This is a genomic window from Metabacillus sp. 113a (assembly GCF_050107635.1).
Classification (GTDB): domain Bacteria; phylum Bacillota; class Bacilli; order Bacillales; family Bacillaceae; genus Metabacillus_B.
Genome location: NZ_JBNILJ010000007.1, coordinates 32,259 through 50,816, shown reverse-complemented (window position 1 = coordinate 50,816; position 18,558 = coordinate 32,259). Strand labels below are relative to the sequence as shown.

General features: G+C 45.4%; 20 protein-coding genes. 14 read left to right on the top strand and 6 right to left on the bottom strand.

Translation table 11 applies throughout. The annotated features are described in order from the left end of the window. Nucleotides 1-53: 53 nt before the first annotated feature. Complete coding sequence (locus tag ACQCVE_RS12320) at nucleotides 54-1,337, bottom strand: MDR family MFS transporter (protein WP_426844727.1); 1,284 nt, start codon at nucleotides 1,335-1,337, stop codon at nucleotides 54-56. A gap of 110 nt (nucleotides 1,338-1,447) precedes the next feature. Here ACQCVE_RS12320 and fosB point away from each other — a divergent pair, with 110 nt between their 5' ends. Next, a complete protein-coding gene (gene fosB, locus ACQCVE_RS12315) occupies nucleotides 1,448-1,870 on the top strand; it encodes a metallothiol transferase FosB (protein ID WP_426844726.1) in 423 nt (140 codons plus the stop codon). Between the two features lie 68 nt (nucleotides 1,871-1,938). On the opposite strand, the gene ACQCVE_RS12310 is transcribed toward fosB, so the two are convergent. Continuing rightward, nucleotides 1,939-3,771: a solute:sodium symporter family transporter gene (locus tag ACQCVE_RS12310; protein ID WP_426844725.1), complete on the bottom strand. Its 1,833-nt coding sequence runs from the start codon at nucleotides 3,769-3,771 to the stop codon at nucleotides 1,939-1,941. A 209-nt stretch (nucleotides 3,772-3,980) separates the two neighbouring features. Continuing rightward, entirely contained in the window at nucleotides 3,981-4,355 is a 375-nt protein-coding gene (locus ACQCVE_RS12305; RefSeq protein ID WP_426844724.1) for a hypothetical protein, read from the bottom strand. A gap of 266 nt (nucleotides 4,356-4,621) precedes the next feature. Here ACQCVE_RS12305 and ACQCVE_RS12300 point away from each other — a divergent pair, with 266 nt between their 5' ends. The 7 genes from ACQCVE_RS12300 (at nucleotide 4,622) to treR (ending at nucleotide 11,629) form a co-directional block, all read left to right on the top strand. Beyond that, a complete protein-coding gene (locus tag ACQCVE_RS12300) occupies nucleotides 4,622-5,335 on the top strand; it encodes a glycerophosphodiester phosphodiesterase (protein WP_426863004.1) in 714 nt (237 codons plus the stop codon). A gap of 18 nt (nucleotides 5,336-5,353) precedes the next feature. Then, a complete protein-coding gene (locus ACQCVE_RS12295; RefSeq protein ID WP_426844722.1) occupies nucleotides 5,354-5,743 on the top strand; it encodes a DUF1992 domain-containing protein in 390 nt (129 codons plus the stop codon). Between the two features lie 109 nt (nucleotides 5,744-5,852). Next, nucleotides 5,853-6,497, top strand: a complete 645-nt coding sequence (locus tag ACQCVE_RS12290) for a DUF429 domain-containing protein (protein WP_426844721.1) — start codon at nucleotides 5,853-5,855, stop codon at nucleotides 6,495-6,497. A 154-nt stretch (nucleotides 6,498-6,651) separates the two neighbouring features. Then, a complete protein-coding gene (locus ACQCVE_RS12285; RefSeq protein WP_426863003.1) occupies nucleotides 6,652-7,530 on the top strand; it encodes a cation diffusion facilitator family transporter in 879 nt (292 codons plus the stop codon). Between the two features lie 185 nt (nucleotides 7,531-7,715). Next, complete coding sequence (gene treP, locus ACQCVE_RS12280) at nucleotides 7,716-9,113, top strand: PTS system trehalose-specific EIIBC component (RefSeq protein WP_426844719.1); 1,398 nt, start codon at nucleotides 7,716-7,718, stop codon at nucleotides 9,111-9,113. Between the two features lie 86 nt (nucleotides 9,114-9,199). Continuing rightward, a complete protein-coding gene (gene treC / locus ACQCVE_RS12275) occupies nucleotides 9,200-10,894 on the top strand; it encodes an alpha,alpha-phosphotrehalase (protein WP_426863002.1) in 1,695 nt (564 codons plus the stop codon). 15 nt (nucleotides 10,895-10,909) lie between these two features. Next, entirely contained in the window at nucleotides 10,910-11,629 is a 720-nt protein-coding gene (treR, locus tag ACQCVE_RS12270; protein WP_426844717.1) for a trehalose operon repressor, read from the top strand. A 314-nt stretch (nucleotides 11,630-11,943) separates the two neighbouring features. Here treR and ACQCVE_RS12265 read toward each other — a convergent pair whose 3' ends face one another. After that, the gene (locus ACQCVE_RS12265; RefSeq protein WP_426863001.1) at nucleotides 11,944-13,437 is read right to left on the bottom strand and encodes an FAD-dependent oxidoreductase; all 1,494 of its coding nucleotides are present in this window, start codon (nucleotides 13,435-13,437) and stop codon (nucleotides 11,944-11,946) included. 241 nt (nucleotides 13,438-13,678) lie between these two features. On the opposite strand from ACQCVE_RS12265, the gene ACQCVE_RS12260 reads away from it, so the two are divergent. The 3 genes from ACQCVE_RS12260 (at nucleotide 13,679) to ACQCVE_RS12250 (ending at nucleotide 16,591) form a co-directional block, all read left to right on the top strand. Further along, entirely contained in the window at nucleotides 13,679-14,614 is a 936-nt protein-coding gene (locus ACQCVE_RS12260; RefSeq protein ID WP_426844715.1) for an alpha/beta hydrolase, read from the top strand. A 103-nt stretch (nucleotides 14,615-14,717) separates the two neighbouring features. Then, the gene (locus tag ACQCVE_RS12255) at nucleotides 14,718-15,998 is read left to right on the top strand and encodes a lysine N(6)-hydroxylase/L-ornithine N(5)-oxygenase family protein (RefSeq protein ID WP_426863000.1); all 1,281 of its coding nucleotides are present in this window, start codon (nucleotides 14,718-14,720) and stop codon (nucleotides 15,996-15,998) included. Nucleotides 15,999-16,075: 77 nt separating this feature from the next. Continuing rightward, complete coding sequence (locus tag ACQCVE_RS12250; protein WP_426862999.1) at nucleotides 16,076-16,591, top strand: type 1 glutamine amidotransferase domain-containing protein; 516 nt, start codon at nucleotides 16,076-16,078, stop codon at nucleotides 16,589-16,591. 47 nt (nucleotides 16,592-16,638) lie between these two features. Here ACQCVE_RS12250 and ACQCVE_RS12245 read toward each other — a convergent pair whose 3' ends face one another. Together ACQCVE_RS12245 and ACQCVE_RS12240 are read right to left on the bottom strand one after the other, a co-directional pair. Further along, nucleotides 16,639-16,809 (bottom strand): hypothetical protein, encoded by a 171-nt coding sequence (locus ACQCVE_RS12245; RefSeq protein ID WP_426844712.1) that lies wholly within the window; start codon nucleotides 16,807-16,809, stop codon nucleotides 16,639-16,641. 57 nt (nucleotides 16,810-16,866) lie between these two features. After that, the gene (locus ACQCVE_RS12240) at nucleotides 16,867-17,088 is read right to left on the bottom strand and encodes a DUF1128 domain-containing protein (protein ID WP_426844711.1); all 222 of its coding nucleotides are present in this window, start codon (nucleotides 17,086-17,088) and stop codon (nucleotides 16,867-16,869) included. A gap of 119 nt (nucleotides 17,089-17,207) precedes the next feature. Here ACQCVE_RS12240 and ACQCVE_RS12235 point away from each other — a divergent pair, with 119 nt between their 5' ends. From ACQCVE_RS12235 to ACQCVE_RS12225, 3 genes are all read left to right on the top strand, one after another. Further along, entirely contained in the window at nucleotides 17,208-17,651 is a 444-nt protein-coding gene (locus tag ACQCVE_RS12235) for an N-acetyltransferase family protein (protein WP_426844710.1), read from the top strand. 75 nt (nucleotides 17,652-17,726) lie between these two features. Further along, on the top strand, nucleotides 17,727-18,200 hold the full coding sequence (locus ACQCVE_RS12230; protein WP_426862998.1) for a low molecular weight protein-tyrosine-phosphatase: 474 nt from the start codon (nucleotides 17,727-17,729) through the stop codon (nucleotides 18,198-18,200). Nucleotides 18,201-18,219: 19 nt separating this feature from the next. Beyond that, complete coding sequence (locus ACQCVE_RS12225) at nucleotides 18,220-18,549, top strand: hypothetical protein (protein WP_426844708.1); 330 nt, start codon at nucleotides 18,220-18,222, stop codon at nucleotides 18,547-18,549. Nucleotides 18,550-18,558 lie beyond the last annotated feature (9 nt).

Here is an 18,558-nt window from a genome sequence, read left to right as displayed (position 1 = left end):
ACGTTCTACTATATATAAGAATGGAGGAGAATGCCAATGTTCCGGTTAATAGCCTATGCCCTTACTTTTGCTCTATTTACGGATGGGCCGTCATACCGCTGGAACATGACATAATATAGAGCGGCGCTCAGCAGCGCAAGCAGGCAGAGGATGAAAAAGGTCAGGTCAAATCCGAACCAGACAGTCATCGGTATAGAAATAGGTGCGATCGTTCTTCCGATTGTAAACCGGAGGCTCGCCGCAGCAAAATACTGTCCGCGCATGGCTTCAGGGGCCATTTTTGAAATAAAGCTCTGCTGAAGCCCTGCAGTCATCAGCTCAGCAAATGTGAAGAGCGCCATTGCACCGAGAAAACCGGCTGTACTCGCCATTTGACCGAACCAAAGGATGGAAAAGGCATAAAAAATGGAGGAAAGGATAAAAACGTTCCGTTCTCTGTATTTGGTCATCCACCGGGTAATGGAGATGGTGAATACTGCGACAAGCAGACCGTTTTCAGACAGAACCATTCCAAAAGACTGTTCACCGTTCACAGATAAGGTCCAATCCGAAAGGGTAAAGAGTGTCTCCTTTTCGATGACTTCCTTAATGTAAACAGGAAAGAGCAAATCCAGCTGCATGAACGTCTGTGCCGCGAGTATTCCCGCCAGGATATAGAGGAGGAACGTGCGGTCGCGGAAGATGATTCCATAGTCTTTCATTTGCCCGCTGACCGCTTTATACCATTTTAACTTTTCCGGATCTGCAGAAGTCGAAAGAACAAGCGGCGCCGTTTCCCTTGTCCACCTCTGCAGGATGAAAGATGCAAGAAAACAGACAAGCCCGGCCACAACCAGAAGCTGCACCTTATAATGGACATAAAAAATGCTTCCAAGTATCGGTCCAAGCACAACCGCTATATTCAGAGACGTATAGAAAACGGCGAACACGTCGCTACGGTCCTTCTCAGCGACGACGTCTGCAATCATAGCCTGACTCGCAGGCCAGTACAGAGCACCGAATACCCCTGCAAGCGCAAAACAAACGAAAGCAAGTGATGGCAGATCTACAGCGGGAGCCACGGCAATTCCAAAAACGATAAAGGAAATACCCTGGCCGGCTGCCGACAGGACCATCATCTTCTTCCGCCCGAAACGGTCAGCGCTGTATCCGCCAAGAAGGTTAGCGAAAACGGAGAATACCTGTGCCGCTATTAAAAACAGTCCGGCCATCTCCTTGCCGAATTCGTCAGAAAAATATATAGCAAGGAAAGGAAAGAACATCCAAAATGTAAGATTCATCATCGCTTCCCCGAAAAGCCGTACCTTTAAGTTAAAATCCCATTCTTTAATCTTCATGGCCTTATCCCCAATTCCTGTAAAGTCACTCCCTAATCATAACCTGAAAAGAAGGGAACATGAACGGTTATATAGAAATAAATTATGCTGCAAGTAAAAGGGGGAAGGACATGAAGATTTCGGGAATCAATCATTTGCTTTATTCCGTTTCAGATCTGAAGAGATCGATATCTTTCTATGAAAACGTATTAAACGCAAAGCTATTGATGAAAGGAAAAACAACTGCCTATTTCGATTTGAACGGGATCTGGCTCGCTCTCAATGAAGAAAAAAATATTCCAAGGTCAGACATTCATCTGTCCTATACCCATACAGCCTTTTCAATAGAAGAAAAAGATGCAGAAAACATGCTTGAGAAGCTTAAACAACTCGGTGTCACGATTCTCTCGGGGAGAACGAGAGATGAAAGAGATAAAACATCCATCTATTTTACAGATCCGGATGGTCATAAATTTGAATTTCATACGGGCACTCTTCAGGACCGGCTGGATTATTATAGAGAGGAAAAAGAGCATATGGAGTTTTTTGAATGAGGAGAAATTCATGGGATAGGAACTCATAAAAAACCCCCTTCTGCATTAGTGAACAGAAGGGGTACGCATTAAACTTCCTGTTTTCTATATTTAACAAAGTTTGTTTCTACTTTCGGTACAAGCCTTGCTCTCTTTTTTATATCCTTAATGTTCATCTGCTGCTTGGCCACATAATCTGCATAGCGGGAATTCCAGAACTTCACTGACCAGACCATAAAGAAGACGGCAAGGGCGGCTACTCCAAACATGGATGGCCAGAAGTAAGGAGACACAATCGCTTGTTCATAAGCCAGGCCAAGCGGTGAGAAGACAATGTATGTCATCACAACGAGAGCAATCAGTAAGGTGGATGTAGAAAGTGCATATTTCCAGGGCACCATGTCTACAGCGGACCTTGATTTAAATTCATATGGGGTGGATCTTGGCTTCCAGACACCAAACATAAGCATGATCGCTACTTCTGCTGCAAACAGGACGGCATAGATGTAAATGAAATTGATATCCCATTTAAAGCCGAATAGCTGATCGGTTCCCCAGATGAGCATGTAATAGGCAATGACGTGAAAGACGATAATGACTTTACATGCGATAGCCGGCACATATTTTGTAAGAACACCGATTAAGACAATAGCGATAATCGGAACGTTGAAAAATCCGGTGAATTTACGGATTAAATCCCAAAGTCCGTTTGGTGCGTACATTAAAAGCGGTGCGATAAACAGTGTAACAAGTGCAAGGAATGTACCAAACCACTGGCTTACCATGATGAGCTTTTTATCGCTGACCTTCGGGTTGAAACGGGCTTTATAAACATCAAGGGCAAGCATCGTAGCCGCACTGTTTAATAGAGAGTTAAAAGAACTGAATACTGCACCAAGCAGGACGGCAAGGAAAATACCGGAAAGCCATGTAGGCAGTACCTCTGCAATCAGGGTAGGATAAGCAAGGTCAACAGACTCGAGCGAATTTCCATACTGATGGAACACAATGACACCCGGTACCATCATGAAAAGAGGAATCAGAAGCTTATAAAACCCAGAGATGATTACTCCTTTTTGCCCTTCAGCCAGGTTTTGAGCTCCAAGCGTACGCTGAATGACGTACTGATTAGAGGCCCAGTAGAATAGGTTGGCAATGATCATCCCGGTAAAAATCGTACCAAATGGCACTGAATCTTCCGGACCGCCGATTGCGTTCAATTTCTCTGAATGGTTCGTAGAGATTTCTTTGATGCCGTCAAGAAAGTTTCCGCCTCCAAGTGCGATGAAACCCAGTATTGGGACGAGGGCACCGATAACCAGCAATCCGATTCCGTTCAGAGTATCCGAGATTGCTACCGCCTTCAGTCCTCCGAAGATCGCATAAACGGCTCCTATGATCCCAATCCCCCATACAATCACCCAGATGGATTGTTCATAGCTGATGCCGAAAATGGCTGGAACATCAAACAGCTTAAGAACAGCAATTGCGCCTGAATAAAGCATGGATGGACTCGTAACCAATATGTAGCCGAGCATAAATAAAATAACTGTATACAATCGAACGCCTTCATCAAAGCGTTTACTCAAAAATTCGGGAAGGGTCGTGAAGTTTCCGCCCAGGTATTTAGGCAATAGGTAAAGCGCCATTATAATAATGGGGATGGCAGCTGTAACCTCCCAGGCCATATTCGTTAAATTTGTGCGGTAAGCCTGTCCGTTCAATCCGACGAGCTGTTCGGCAGACAAATTCGTGAGCAAGAGTGAACCAGCAATGAATGTTCCGTTCAAGCCTCTTCCGGCAAGAAAATATCCGTTGGAATCCCCTACATTGTCTTTGGATTTTTTATATGAAATCCAAGCAACAATTCCCATAAATAAAGCACAAGTTAAAAGTGTAAACCAGAGATTCCCTGCACTCATGTTGTTCTCTCCTTCTGTTCAAGTTAATCTCGCTCAAAGCGTACTGTTTAAATAACCAAATCAGAAGAAATTCAAACCAAAAGATTTATATTGAAAACATATTTAAGGACAAAGACTCACGGCACACTGGAAAAATAGACCGGAAAAGTCCTTCAAAAATAATTTATGTATACGAAAATGCCGGATCTTCGTAAGACCCGGCAGGAAACCTATTTTTCTTTAATAATCAGCACTTTAGACATTTTTTGTTTAATACAATCTTTAAGGTCATCCCCTGACACCAGCCCAAGGGTTAAGGCAGCCTCGATTTTGTCTTTATCCGGCTTCTTCACTGTTCGAATACAGTCTTCAAGCTTCAATGCTTCCAATCTGGCAATGAGGGTATCCTCTGCATAGGTTTCAAGAGACCGGATCTGCCGCTGGACCACGTACTCTCCCAATTCCATTTTACCCTTCTGATTTTCCCCGAAACGGCCATCTAAATAAGCGTTCAGCTCTTCTTTAAGCTGGTTTTGCTCTGACTCAAGCTCCTTAATCTGCAAAGAAATCTTCCGGTACCGGGCTGCTTTTTCCTCCATACTCACTAACTTGTCCCCCTTCAATGCCAGTTTATAAATTCATATGGCAAGCTCATAAGAAATATGACGGCTGAAGAATGGGCGCAGCCGCTTAGGCTGATATATGCAGCGGGCAGGAAGCTTAGCAATCGGTTGGTAAACCCGCACAGAATTGATTATTCGACTTATTCATCTTATGATGAAAATAGAGCAGGACAGGCTGATACAGGCACCGGTCTGTTCAATCCAGGTCCTGTAATGGCTTAGAAACCCTATGGGAGGGGGTACCGGGAATGCTGAATATTGCTCACCGGGGAGCGTCAGGGTATGCGCCGGAAAATACGAAAGCATCCTTTGATTTAGGAATAAAAATGGGAGCCGATTATTTAGAGTTTGATGTGCAGCGTTCCAGAGACGGCGTGCTGGTCGTAATTCATGATACGAACGTGGAGAGGACGACTGACGGAAGCGGTGAGGTCCGTGACAGGAAGGCAGCGGAGCTGTTAAAACTGGATGCGGGCAGCTGGTTTTCACCTGAATTTAAAGGGGAGCGCATTTTGACTTTTTCACAGGTGCTCGACCGGTACAACGGGAAGGCTGGTATGCTGATTGAACTGAAAAGTCCCTCTTTGTATCCGGGGATCGAGCAGCAGACAGCGGCTGAGTTAGCGAAATATCCCCTTGCAGACAAGGTAGTCCAGTCTTTCGAGCAGGAGTCGATGAAGAACATGCACCGGATTTTGCCCGATGTAAAAATAGGAGTCCTGATGAAATTCCGTCCGCTTGGAATTTCTTCCGCGATGCTTAGGGATATATCTGAATATGCACATTTTCTTAATCCCAGCAAAAAGCTGGTTTCGCGCGCCCTTGTTCAAAAAATCCACGCTCTTGGAATGAAAACGACACCCTATACAGTAAGAAACAGAGAGGCAGTGTCTTTTCTAAAAAAGATGGAAGTCGATGGGATGATTACAGATTACCCTGATTATATAAATGAAATAAGGTAACAGAGGGGAGAGCTGGGGATGGATTTTTCTGCAATTGTTTCCGAGGATAAAATTAAAAGAGCGATTAAAGATGGGGAGTTTCAGAACCTGAATGGATTGGGAAAGCCGCTGGTTTTAGAGGACCTTTCAAGTGTGCCTGAAAACCTTCGCATGGCATACAAAATGCTGAAAAACGCAGGCATGCTCTCGGAAACGGATTTGAAGAAGGAACTTATGACCATAGATGACCTCATGAAGAATTCCTCTGATAACGAAGAGCGGGAAAAGCTTTCAGCAAGACGTTCTAAGCGTGAATATGAACTGGAAAAATTGCTTGAAAAACGGAATGCTTTCTCTTCACCTGCATCAGCACTTTACAAACAAAAGATAGAACGCCGGTTAAAGGGCCAACCAGGCAGATTGCGCTAAGTGCATCTGTCTTTTTTATCGGGCAGATCCGCCCTCCGGCGAAAGGACGCACAATTTGAATTTTTTAGGTTGTTCCACGGGAAACATGTCGAATTAGGAGGTGCAGAAAATGTTTATTATGGGGGTTGATTTGTCCGGTCCATCAAACCATAAGGATACAGCCGCCGCCCTTTTCAGGCTGGAGGGGGAAACCATGCATCTTGAAGAGCTGCAAACTGGTTTGAGTGATGCAAATATTTTAGAGCTTGCAGAAAAGACGGATGGTTCTTCACTCGCTGTCGGATTGGATGCTCCGCTTTCATATAATGACGGCGGAGGGGACAGGCCTTCTGATAAATGGTTCAGGAAAGAAATGGCCAGGCATGGTTTGCGCTCCAGCTCCATCATGCCGCCCACATTGACCAGGATGGTGTATTTGACGGTGAGGGGGCTGAAAGTAGCTTCTCTTTTGGAGGGGATGGGGACCAATCTTAAAATGGCTGAGGTTCATCCGGGCTCAGCTTTACTCACAAGACTAAACGACGGTGAAAAAGAGCACGGACTCCTGTATAAAAACGCTGCTGAATCAAGAACCTATGTTGTAAATTGGTTCGCCCGGCAAAGCATTTACGGGATTCCGGAAGAGGCAGCCGAATCTGCCCATTCAATCGATGCGATAGCAGCAGCGATGGCGGTCAGAGACTGGATCAGATCCGCTCCAAAACTCATTTATCCAAAGTCTCCTCCTCATCATCCGTATGATTTTTTATGCTAAGAAATCTTACAAATTGTAACAACCCATTAATATTGGCTGCAGAAAACTTTTTTACACACCTCCCATATTCGTGTAACCTTCAAAAAAGGTTGCTGTAGACCCACACGAATTTGATCTGGTAGGATAAAGCAGGATTAAAAACGGAGGTCACTTGATGAATGCACCTAAAATTGCTTTTCTTTCTGTAATCAGCAATTCATTTATTGTTCTTTTAAAAATAGCGGTCGGAATCGTTACAGGGTCAGTAGCGGTTCTCTCTGAAGCCATACATTCGTCCCTGGACCTTCTCGCCTCACTCATTGCCTTTTTTTCTGTCAGGCTGTCAAACCGGCCTGCCGATAAAGAACACCCTTATGGACATGGGAAGGTAGAGAATGTATCAGGCACGATTGAAACGCTGCTCATTTTCGTCGCAGGCATCTGGATCATTTATGAATGTGTACACAAGCTGTTACACCCAGAGCCTGTTCATCTTCCTCTTCTTGGAATCGGGGTTATGGTCCTGGGTGCTGCAATTAATCTCGTGGTTTCAAGGGTTGTAGGGAATGTAGCGAAAAAAACGAATTCAGTAGCAATGAAATCCAACGCGCTGCATTTGCTCACGGATGTGTATACATCACTCGGAGTTGCGGTGAGCTTGCTGCTAGTAAGTCTGACAGATTGGTATTTCCTCGATCCGCTTATCGGAATTGTCCTTGCTATTTACATTATGACCGAGGCCTTTAAACTGATGAGAGAATCCTTTCCGCCGCTTCTGGATGCCCGGCTTTCTGCAGAGGATGAGCAGCAGGTTATCCGTATTGTGAATTCTTACAGCGATCAGTATATTGAATTTCATGATTTCAGAACACGTCAGGCCGGTCCGGAAAATTATGTGGATTTCCACCTCGTCGTGCCGTCCGGAATGAGTATAGAATCGGCGCATGAGCTTTGCGACCGGATTGAAGCGGACATTCACAGCCAATTCGAGAAGATGGAAGTGCTCATTCATCTTGAACCAGAGCATGAGCAGCTGTATCCAGGGGAAAAATAAGCAGACAGTGAACTGCTTATTTTTTTTTGCATTTTTCTTGAAAACGTGTACAGACATGTTTATAATGAAATCGTAACCTGTACATACAGGTTACAATAAGAATGTAAGCGGATTAATATCCTGCTAAAAGCTCACTCTATGGATAAAGAACTCATATATTGAAAACGATTACGGGAGGGAAAGGTATGAGCAACCATAAGCAATCTGCAAAGGAGATTGTTGAGGCAATCGGCGGCAAGGAAAACATTTCAGCTGCCACACACTGTGTAACAAGGCTGCGCTTTGCTCTGAAGGATGAGAGTAAAGTAGATAAAGAAAAATTAGAAAGTATCGATGTCGTTAAAGGATCTTTTTCAACGAATGGACAATTTCAGGTCGTCATCGGACAGGGAACGGTTAATAAGGTATACAGCGAAATGGCTGAACAAACAGGCATTGGCGAAGCGTCCAAAGAAGAGGTGAAGACAGCTTCTGAAAAAAATTTAAATCCGCTTCAGAGAGCTGTCAAAATGCTGGCAGACATTTTCATTCCGATCCTGCCTGCAATCGTAACCGCAGGTTTGCTGCTTGGGATTAATAACTTGCTTACCGGAAAAGGGATTTTCTTTGATGACCCGCTGATTGTGGTCTATCCGCAATGGGCGGATCTTGCAAGCATTATCAGCTTAATAGCCAATACCGCCTTTACCTTTTTGCCGGCTTTAATCGGGTGGTCGGCAGTAAAAAGGTTTGGGGGCAGTCCTCTTCTTGGTATTGTCCTGGGTTTAATGCTAGTTCACCCTGACCTGCTTAGTGCTTATGCTTACGGGGACACGAAGGAAATACCGGCATGGAACATTTTTGGTCTGACCGTTGAAAAAATTGGATATCAAGGCCAGGTTCTCCCGATTTTAGTCGCATCGTATCTCCTTGCCGTGATTGAAAAGTTCCTGACGAAACGCGTGCCCGACAGCATTCAAATGCTGATCGTACCGCCTGTTACTCTATTGGTTACCGGTTTTGCCTCGTTTATTGCGATTGGTCCGTTGACGTTCGCTCTTGGAAATCTTTTAACAGATGGCGTTATTGCACTTTTTGCGAACTTTGCCGCATTAGGCGGACTGCTTTACGGCGGGTTATATGCTGTACTGGTTATCACCGGGATGCATCATACGTTCCTTGCGGTTGACCTTCAGCTTGCAGCAGCCGGCGGAACATTTTTATGGCCGATGCTTGCGCTTTCCAATATCGCGCAAGGTTCCGCTGCCCTTGCCATGATGCTTGTGACAAAGGATGAGAAACAAAAAGGACTGGCCGGTACGGCAGCACTTTCCGCTTATCTCGGAGTAACGGAGCCTGCGATGTTCGGAGTAAACTTGCGATACCGCTATCCGTTCATCGCAGCCATAATCGCATCTGCGATCGGCGGTCTTATTATCAGCATTAACAGCGTTAAAGCCTTTTCTATCGGAGTAGGCGGGCTGCCTGCGTTCCTTTCCATTGATAAAGAATATTGGCTGTCATTTGGAATTGGTGTACTCATTACCCTAGTGGTTCCATTTGTGTTAACGTACATCATGGCAAGAGCAAAAAAAGCAAAATAAACGGAAGGGACAAGCAATTGTCCCTTTCGCTTTTTTCATCCTTACCTTATGGTTACAACAAAATTTACTGATGGTGGTGCATACAAATGAAACATCCGTGGTGGAAAAAATCAACCGTATATCAGATTTATCCGAAAAGCTTTAACGATACGACAGGAAATGGGACGGGCGACATTCAGGGCATCATAGAAAAGCTGGATTACTTGAAGGAACTTGGAGTGGACGTTGTCTGGCTGACCCCGATCTATTCATCCCCGCAAAAGGACAATGGATACGATATAAGTGATTACTACAGCATTCACCACGAATATGGCACAATGGAGGATTTCGACCGTTTGCTGGAAGAGGCTCATAAGCGGGATTTGAAAATTATTATGGACATTGTAGTCAACCATACATCCACAGAGCACGAATGGTTCAAAAAAGCTGCCGAATCAAAAGACAGTCCTTACCGGGATTATTACATCTGGAAGGAGTCCAAGGAAGATGGAAGCGCACCGACAAACTGGGTGTCCAAATTCGGAGGATCTGCATGGCAGCTGGACGAAGCTACAGGCGAGAACTACCTCCATCTATTCGACGTGACGCAGGCTGATCTGAACTGGGAGAATGAAAAGCTTCGCAAAGATGTGTATAGCATGATGAATTTCTGGTTTGATAAAGGGGTGGATGGGTTCCGTTTGGACGTCATTAATCTCATCTCGAAAAATCAGGATTTCCCTGATGATGATGGCTCCATCGCTCCTGGAGACGGCCGCCGTTTCTATACAGACGGTCCCCGGGTTCATGAATACATGCAGGAAATGAACCGGGAAGTATTCTCAAAATATGACGTGATGACCGTTGGAGAGATGTCCTCTACTACCATTGACCACTGTATCCGCTATTCGAATGAAGAGGGCACGGAGCTCAGCATGACCTTCAACTTCCACCATTTGAAGGTGGATTATCCGAACGGAGAAAAATGGGCACTCGCGGATTTTGATTTTCTAAAGCTTAAAGACATTTTATCTGAGTGGCAGGTCAAAATGAACGCAGGCGGAGGCTGGAATGCTCTATTCTGGTGCAACCATGACCAGCCAAGAATCGTATCCCGCTATGGAAACGACGGCGAGTACCGCACGGAATCAGCTAAAATGCTTGCAACTGTTATCCATTTGATGCAGGGAACCCCGTACATCTATCAGGGCGAAGAGTTCGGAATGACCAACCCTAAATTTGAGCATATCAATCAATATCGCGATGTAGAATCTTTGAATATGCACAAGATTATGCTGCAGGAAGGCCGCAGTGAGGAAGAAATTCTGGAAATCCTGAAAAGTAAATCAAGAGATAATTCCCGTACACCCGTTCAATGGAACAAAGAACAGCATGCAGGTTTTACTACTGGAACCCCATGGATTCCAGCTGCAGCGAACTACGAAGAGATCAATGCCGAAGCTGCGGTAAAGGACAAAGAATCTGTTTTTTATCATTATCAAAAGCTGAATCGTCTCCGCAAAGAGAAGGACATAATTACAGACGGAGACTACCAGCTTATTTTAGATGACCATCCTGACATTTTTGCCTATGTCCGTAATACTGAAGACGAAAAGCTGCTGTGCATCAACAACTTTTATGGAAAAGAAACGATGTTCGAGCTGCCATCCAGTCTTTCGTATGAAGGGTTCACAGCAGAAACGCTGATCACAAATTATGAGGACAGTCCGGCTTTTGCTGAAAAAATTTCATTGCGGCCATATGAATCCATCGTTTATCATCTAACCAAACAGAAAAATTAGAAAATGGTGAAGAGGATGGCAAAAACAAAATATCAAGTGGTGTATCAGGAGCTGCTCGAAACAATTCAAGAGGGCCCCCTGAATCCGGGCGACGTTCTTCCTTCCGAAAACGTCTTATCCGAAAAATACGAAGCTTCCAGGGAAACAATCCGCAAAGCGCTTAACCTGCTTGCCCAAAACGGCCATATCCAAAAGATAAAAGGTAAAGGGTCGGTCGTTCTGGACACTCAGCGAATGAGCTTTCCAGTATCCGGTCTTGTGAGCTTTAAAGAATTAGCCAAAACGTTCAGCTCAAAAGCGGTCACCAAGGTTCATCAGCTCGCCCTGGTCCATGCTGATGAGCCCATCATGAATCAGCTGACAAGCGGCAACAACGCGGATATTTGGAAAGTTGTCCGTTCAAGGGAAATCTCAGGGGAAAAAATCATCCTGGATAAAGATTATCTGGACAAAAAAACCGTCCCTTTTTTATCAAAGGAAATCTGTGAAAATAGCATTTATGAATACCTGGAGGGCGAGCTCGGCCTTAAAATCGGGTATGCCGAGAAGGAAATCACGGTAGAGGAATGCACAAGTGAGGACCGCGCCTATCTGGATTTGTATGACTACGCGCACGTCGTAGTCGTCAAGAACTATGTTTATCTGGAAGATACCACCTTGTTTCAGTACACCGAATCCCGTCACCGGCTCGACAAATTCCGGTTTGTTGATTTTGCACGGAGGGGTCAGGTATAAAAGGAAAGCCGGCGATCACTCGCCGGCTTTTTGTGTGGAACGGATATTGGAGCTGGCCCGTATTCGACAGGAGTTGGCCCGTATTCGACAGGAGCTGGTGCGCATTCGACAGGAGTTGGTCCGTATTCGCCAGGAGTTGGCCCGTATTCGACGGAAATTGGCCCGCATTCGACAGAAGTTGGTCCGCATTCGCCAGGAGTTGGCCCGTATTCGACGGAAATTGGCCCGTAAACGACAAAAGTTGGCCCGCATTCGACAGAAGTTGGCCCGTAAACGATCAAAGTCGGCCCGTCCCTCCACAAAACGGGGAACCGCTACAGATACTTCTTCCTCATCATTCTCATTATCGAGCGGTATACGTGGTAGCCGCTGACTGAGACGCCTGCGGTGCCGGCGCCTGGGAAAACGCTGTCTCCGCAAACCCATAATCCTTTTACGCCCGTGCGGTGGGAGAGGCTGTTGAACAGGGCATGCTCCAGGGTTTGGGGAATTCCGCCGACCATTCCGTTTTTTCGTTTCGTAAACCGCTCCCATGCTTTTGGTGCCCCGATTTCCTCTTTTTCTATTCCTTCTTCAATTCGGGGGATGGCTTCTTTGACCCCGCTTATCATCCTGTCCCTCAGCGTCTTTTTATAGGTGTCGTATTTTTCCTTTGTGTCCCATAGCGAAAGGTCGGTATGGGTGCTTACATTCAGGGTGCGGAACCCTTTTGGTGCTCGAATCAGGTCACCGGGGGCGGATAGGGAAAGAAAGAGGTGGGCGCCTTCTGCCATGGCACCATTCTTATCAGTCAGCACCTGCTGGAAAAGTGGGGCATTTTCCGGTATGATTTCTTCCCGAATGGCAAGATAAAGGGTCATGGTTCCCCACTGTTTTTTTTCGGCTTTTTGCACATAGCTCCTGCCCATCTTACGTATGAGAGGTTCATTAAGAAGCTCCAGGAAATTTTGGACGGGCACAGTCGAAACGACATGATCCGCCGTCAAAATCCGGCCTTTTTGATCTTCAGCTTCAAACAGGCCATTGTGTTTCCGGACGGACTTGATCCATGTGCGCTTTTTCAGTACAGCCCCATATTTTTCTGCCGAAATGGCCATAGCCTCACCCAGCTGATTCAGCCCCCCTTCAATGTAAAAAGCGCCTTCGTGATAGATTGTCAGGGCGTAGGCGCCCATGATGGCCGAACAGCCGGCCGAATCGGTCTGCATGGAATCAATGAGCTGAGCATCAAGCAATTGAACAAACGGGTCTTCGTGCAAGCCATGTTTTTTAACAAGGTGGCCAACGGTTTTTGCAAGATAGGGAAGAAGGGTGAGGGTGCCGGGTTTAAGTGATGCCATCAGGTCAGCGATATCCATGAAAGCAGAGGGAGGGAGCGCCGGAAGTGTCCCAAGCAGCTTTTTAACCTCTGCGCCTATTTTCCAAATCTCTTTATAAAAAGAACGTATCCTGGCAGCAGACTCCGGAAAGGCTTCACTGAGGCTGTTTAGGTGCTGCTGACGGTCCTGCTTATATTCCAGGTAGCCGGGCGGGGTATGAATTCCCATAACGGTGCTTAAAGGCTTGGCATTCGGAAATGGTATGTGCAGCTTTTCTAAAAGGCGATGATGGATGCCGCCCCCTTCAAAGCCCATTCCGAGTGTCGCACCTGCAGGAAAGAGAAAAGAGCCGCGATTAAATTTGCCTGCGCATCCGCCCCATTCATTAGAGGCCTCTGCCACGGTTATGTCCAATCCCCTTTCTGCAAGAAATGCCGCAGCGGTCAGTCCGCTGATGCCGCCTCCAATGATGAGAACATCGCTTTTCATCTTTATCCCTCTTTCAGTAGACATTTTGGTTTGTACTTTGTGCTAAATCGGGAATATCTGTTATAGCAGATATGCCGTTATTTTGTGATAACTATAAATAAGAATTGGAAGGCTGTAAATTTTTAATAGGTGCAGCTTTTAGGGAAATTTTACATAAAATTTCATTTGGATTAACATTCATCACATATAATTCAGTTGGCTAATAGGATATAAAAATTGCAAATAAAGAAGGTGGGACAGGATGTGGATTGGGGTAATAACAGCTGTAATAATCCTGTTTCTGGCTGCTGCTGTGATTCCATTTTATTTTAGCAATCTCATAATCTATCCGCGCAAAGTCGAGTATAAGGAGACCTTTGCAATGGGAGTAAGAAGCGGTGAGATCAATGCAGATCACTTCGAGCAGACGGAAAAGGAAGAACTCTTTATTGATTCGAAGCATGGCTATCAAATTCACGGCATGTTTTTCCCCGTGGAAAACAGCCAAAAGGCTGTCATTATTGCTCACGGCATAACGTGGTCGCTTTTCGGCAGTTTTAAATATGTTGAGATGTTCCATAAGAGGGGATACCATGTCCTGCTCTGTGACCACCGTTATCATGGACTTAGCGGCGGAAATCATACATCTTTCGGTTTTTTCGAGAAGGATGATCTGCGCTCCTGGGTTGACTACCTGTATGAAAGGCTTGGAAGCCAGGCATTTATCGGACTTCTTGGGGAATCACTCGGTGCCGCCTCCTCTATACAATATATTAAGGATGACAGCCGGGTGGGGTTCTGTATCGCCGATTGTCCGTTCAGTGATTTAACCGCACTTATGCGCCTGAGGCTTGCTCTGGACTTTAAGATTCGGTTTTCCCCGCTTATCCTGCTGACGAGTTTCGTGACGAAGCTCCGCTATGGATGGGGATTCCGGGAGATATCCCCCATTTCAGAAATGGAAAAAGTAGAAACCCCCATCCTGTTCATTCATGGAAAAGAAGACCCGTTTATCCCTCTGCAAATGTCGCTGGATTTATTCAGAAAAAAGAAAAAGGGGAAAAAGCGCCTTTATCTCGTACCGAAAGCAGGTCATGCCCAGGCCTTTCTGACGGACCGTATTAAGTATGAAGAGCGTGTATTCGACTTTCTAAAAGAGATTGAAGTTCTGCACATTAAAAGGGATCCCGCCCAGTGATCCCCATTTAAAAAAATGTAAGCGCATACAAAAAAGTTCATCAGGTTAACTCTGTCCTCGTTTGGGTAAAGTGAGGTTAGCATACCAGGCGAGGAGAATTTTTATGTATGATATAGCAGGGATTGGAATTGGCCCATTTAACTTAAGCATGGCGGCGATGCTTGAAGATGTTCCGGAAATCAGCGCCGTTTTCTTTGATAAAAATCAGGAGTTTGTCTGGCACCCGGGAATGCTGATTGAAGGCACGGATCTTCAAGTACCGTTCCTGGCTGATTTAGTGACCTTCTGGAACCCAAAAAGCCAGTATACATTTTTAAATTACCTGCATGAACAGGACAGGCTGTACCAGTTTTTCTTCTTTCGGAACTTTTCCATCCCGAGAAGAGAATACAACGACTATGCAAGTTGGGCTTCCAGGAAGCTTGAATCATGCCGGTATGGGAATGAAGTGGAGTCTGTTGTATATAACGGTGATTATTATGAATTGACTGTCGCAAGCAATGGCGGGAGGGAAACGGTGCAGGCAAAGCATATTTTATTGGGAACGGGGAGTGTGCCGCTTGTGCCAATGAAGCTTGACAGCGTTCGGGAGGATGATGTGTTCCACTCGATGGAATATATGTTTAAAGAACAGACTTTGAAGGAAGCAGATTCCATTACCGTGATCGGATCCGGCCAGAGTGCGGCGGAAATTTTCCATGACCTGCTGAAAGCGCAGAAGGAGAAAAAATTTGAACTGACCTGGTTCACACGGTCTCCGGAATTTTTACAGCTTGAAGCAGCTAAGCTGGCCCAGGAAGTGTTCAGTCCGGAGTATGTGGAATACTTTCACAAGCTCGATTTTGAGAAGCGCCTCAGTGCCCAGGAGGATCTTGGCCAGCTCCGGAACGGCATAGATCAAAAGACGCTGACCAATATTTATGAGCTTTTGTATCATCGATCCGTATCAGGCCAGCAGCAGAAGGTGACGATCCAGCCGCTGACTGAAGTACAGGAAATTGCCCGAATCGATGACGGTTATCAGCTTTCGTGCCGGCAATGGCAGGCGGAGCAGAAATTTACACACAGGAGTGCCAAAGTTGTATTGGCGACAGGATTTAAACCGTACATGCCGGATTGGCTTGAAAAGATGAGGGAAGAGATCGAATGGGAGGATGAAAAACGGTTCAAGGTATATGAGGATCTGCGGATTGCCTTCAAGGATAAACGGGAGAATCACCTGTTTACACTGACCAATATCGCCCATTCCCACGGAACGGGGGCGACGAACCTCGGACTCTCTGTTTACCGCAATAAAAAAATCATCAACCGGGTTCTTGGAGAAGACCGGTATAAGGCTTCAGGCCACCCGATTTTTCAGCAGTTTATGCCCGAAAGCACATAAGCAATGTTTGCTTCTAAACAAAGCGGGTACATTTTAAATAGTGCAAGATACAAAGAAAACTTTGGAGGTTTTAATCAATGGGTAAGAAAGTTGCTGTATTGCTAACCGATTATTTTGAGGACGTAGAGTACACGGATCCGGAGAAAGCCTTTAAAGAAGCGGGACATGAACTAACCGTTATCGAAATGGAAAAAGGAAAAACAGTAAAAGGCAAACAAGGACAAGCTTCTGTAACAGTTGATGCATCGATTGATGATGTAAAGCCGGGAGACTTTGATGCACTGCTGCTTCCAGGCGGATTTTCTCCAGATCAGCTTCGCGCAGATGGCCGTTTCGTTCAGTTTACGAAATCCTTTATGGATGATAAAAAACCAGTTTTCGCCATTTGCCATGGACCTCAGCTGCTGATTACGGCAAAAGCACTGGAAGGCCGCGATGCTACCGGCTTTACGTCAATCAGAGTGGATATGGAGTACGCAGGAGCGAACTTCCACGACAAAGAAGTTGTTGTATGCGGCAATCAGCTTGTGACAAGCCGTACACCGGATGATATTCCTGCTTTCAACCGCGAATCGCTGAATCTTTTAAAATAATCGCTTAGGGCAAAATAGAAATAGGCTTCCCGTATCATGCGGGAAGCCTATTTTTGTCCATCCGATTCGTTTCCTGCCGTCTCATTTTCCGGCAGAGGGTCTATTCGTTCTGCGTCTTCTGTGCCAATCCCTGTTTTTAGTGCAAAAAAGATAAGCCAGATTGCAGCAAGTAAAAATAAAACCAGGGTACCTGTGAGCAGCCACCAATTTGTGAGCATATGCAATTCCCCCTTTGCCTACATATATGCAATGGAAGGGGGAGTCATGCAGAGGGTTTACTTTTTAAGCTTTCCAAGCTCCTCCGTGATGGACTGCATTTCACTTGGGCTGATGTTTTCTTTTTTCATAACATACTCATATAGGTCTCTTAACTCTTCGTACATTTCTCCATCAAAATGATCCGGGCGGATTGCACCGATATTGATCATTCGGAGCTTAGTGGTGATCTGATCCACCATATATTGTACATTTTCTGTTGATTTTTCACGTAAATTCAACGCTCTCTTCCTTTCTTGAGGCCAGTTTTTCTTATTGTATCACGGGGGAAGGAAAAAAGAGATGGCTTGTCTAAATTTTAGAGACAGCTTCTTATGACAAATAATCGAGGTGAATAAACATGAATGTATATGAAGCAAGCATAGAGGATGCAGAGGCAGCGGCACACCTGTTCAATGAGTACCGGATGTTTTATCGCCAGCCTTCCGATCTCGAAGGAGCGCGGCAATTCATTTTAGAACGGCTTGAGAAAAAAGAGTCGGTGATCTACTTAGCAAAGGATGAACACGGCACAGCCGCAGGGTTTGCCCAGCTTTACCCTTCCTTTTCCTCGGTCTCCATGAGAAAAATCTGGATAGTAAATGATTTATTTGTGACAGAACAGGAAAGGAAAAGAGGGACAGCCGGACAATTGCTCGAACGGGCTGCTGATCTGTGCAGGAAGACAGGCGCGAAATTCCTTAATCTTGAAACCGCTGCTGATAATTCAAGCGCACAAAGGCTCTACGAGAAAAATCAATTTGTGAAGGTGGAAGATACGTTTTTCTATACACGGCAAATTTGAGGTTCAGATTGGATTCTTTTCAAAAGTTGAGGTAAAGTTTTGAGTAGCAAAATATGTTTGAAAGGAGGCCTTTTATTGATACATGTCCTATTTGTATGCCTCGGAAACATTTGCCGCTCTCCAATGGCAGAGGCAGTATTCAGGGAAATGGTGAAAAAAGAAGGGCTGGAGAATAAAATCACAGCAGATTCTGCCGGGACTGGGGATTGGCACATCGGAAAAGCACCGCACGAAGGAACGCAGGAAATTTTAACAAGGAGTGGGATTAGCTTTGAGGGGCTTGCTGCCAGACAGTTCATCAAAGAGGACTTGCCGAAGTTTGATTACATCATTTGCATGGATGCTGAAAATCTTGGAAATGTCCGCCGGATGGCCGGCTATAGTCAGACCGGCCATATTGGCCGCCTTCTTGACTTTGTTGAAGAGGCGGAAGTGCTTGACGTGCCTGATCCGTATTTCACAGGGAATTTTGATGAGGTATATGAGCTTGTCAGCAGTGGGTGCAGGGGACTTTTGGAAGAAATAAAGGAAAATGAAAAACTTTATTAAAAGAAAAGGGGCATGCTAAATGGGAGACAAATCCGTACTACTTCGCAATGTAGCGATTGGGGCAGCAGCAGGCTTTGTACTGTCTATGTTTCATAAGCCAACGAGGGAATCACTGGTGGAGGAAGCAAAAGAGATCGGGGAAAAAGCCGGGTACTATTACCGGAATCCGTCTCTGCTGTCCGAGGATTTGAAAGATAAGCTGAATGACGCTAAATTTGTCGTGCAAAATGTAACAGATGATTTAAAATTTGTGAATCAGAAAGTGAATGAGCTGAAGGAAACCACTCCGGTCATCCTTGATGTGATTAAAGAGGCGAAGGAGCGGATCATTTCCAGCAAAACCGACTGAAATAGGTGA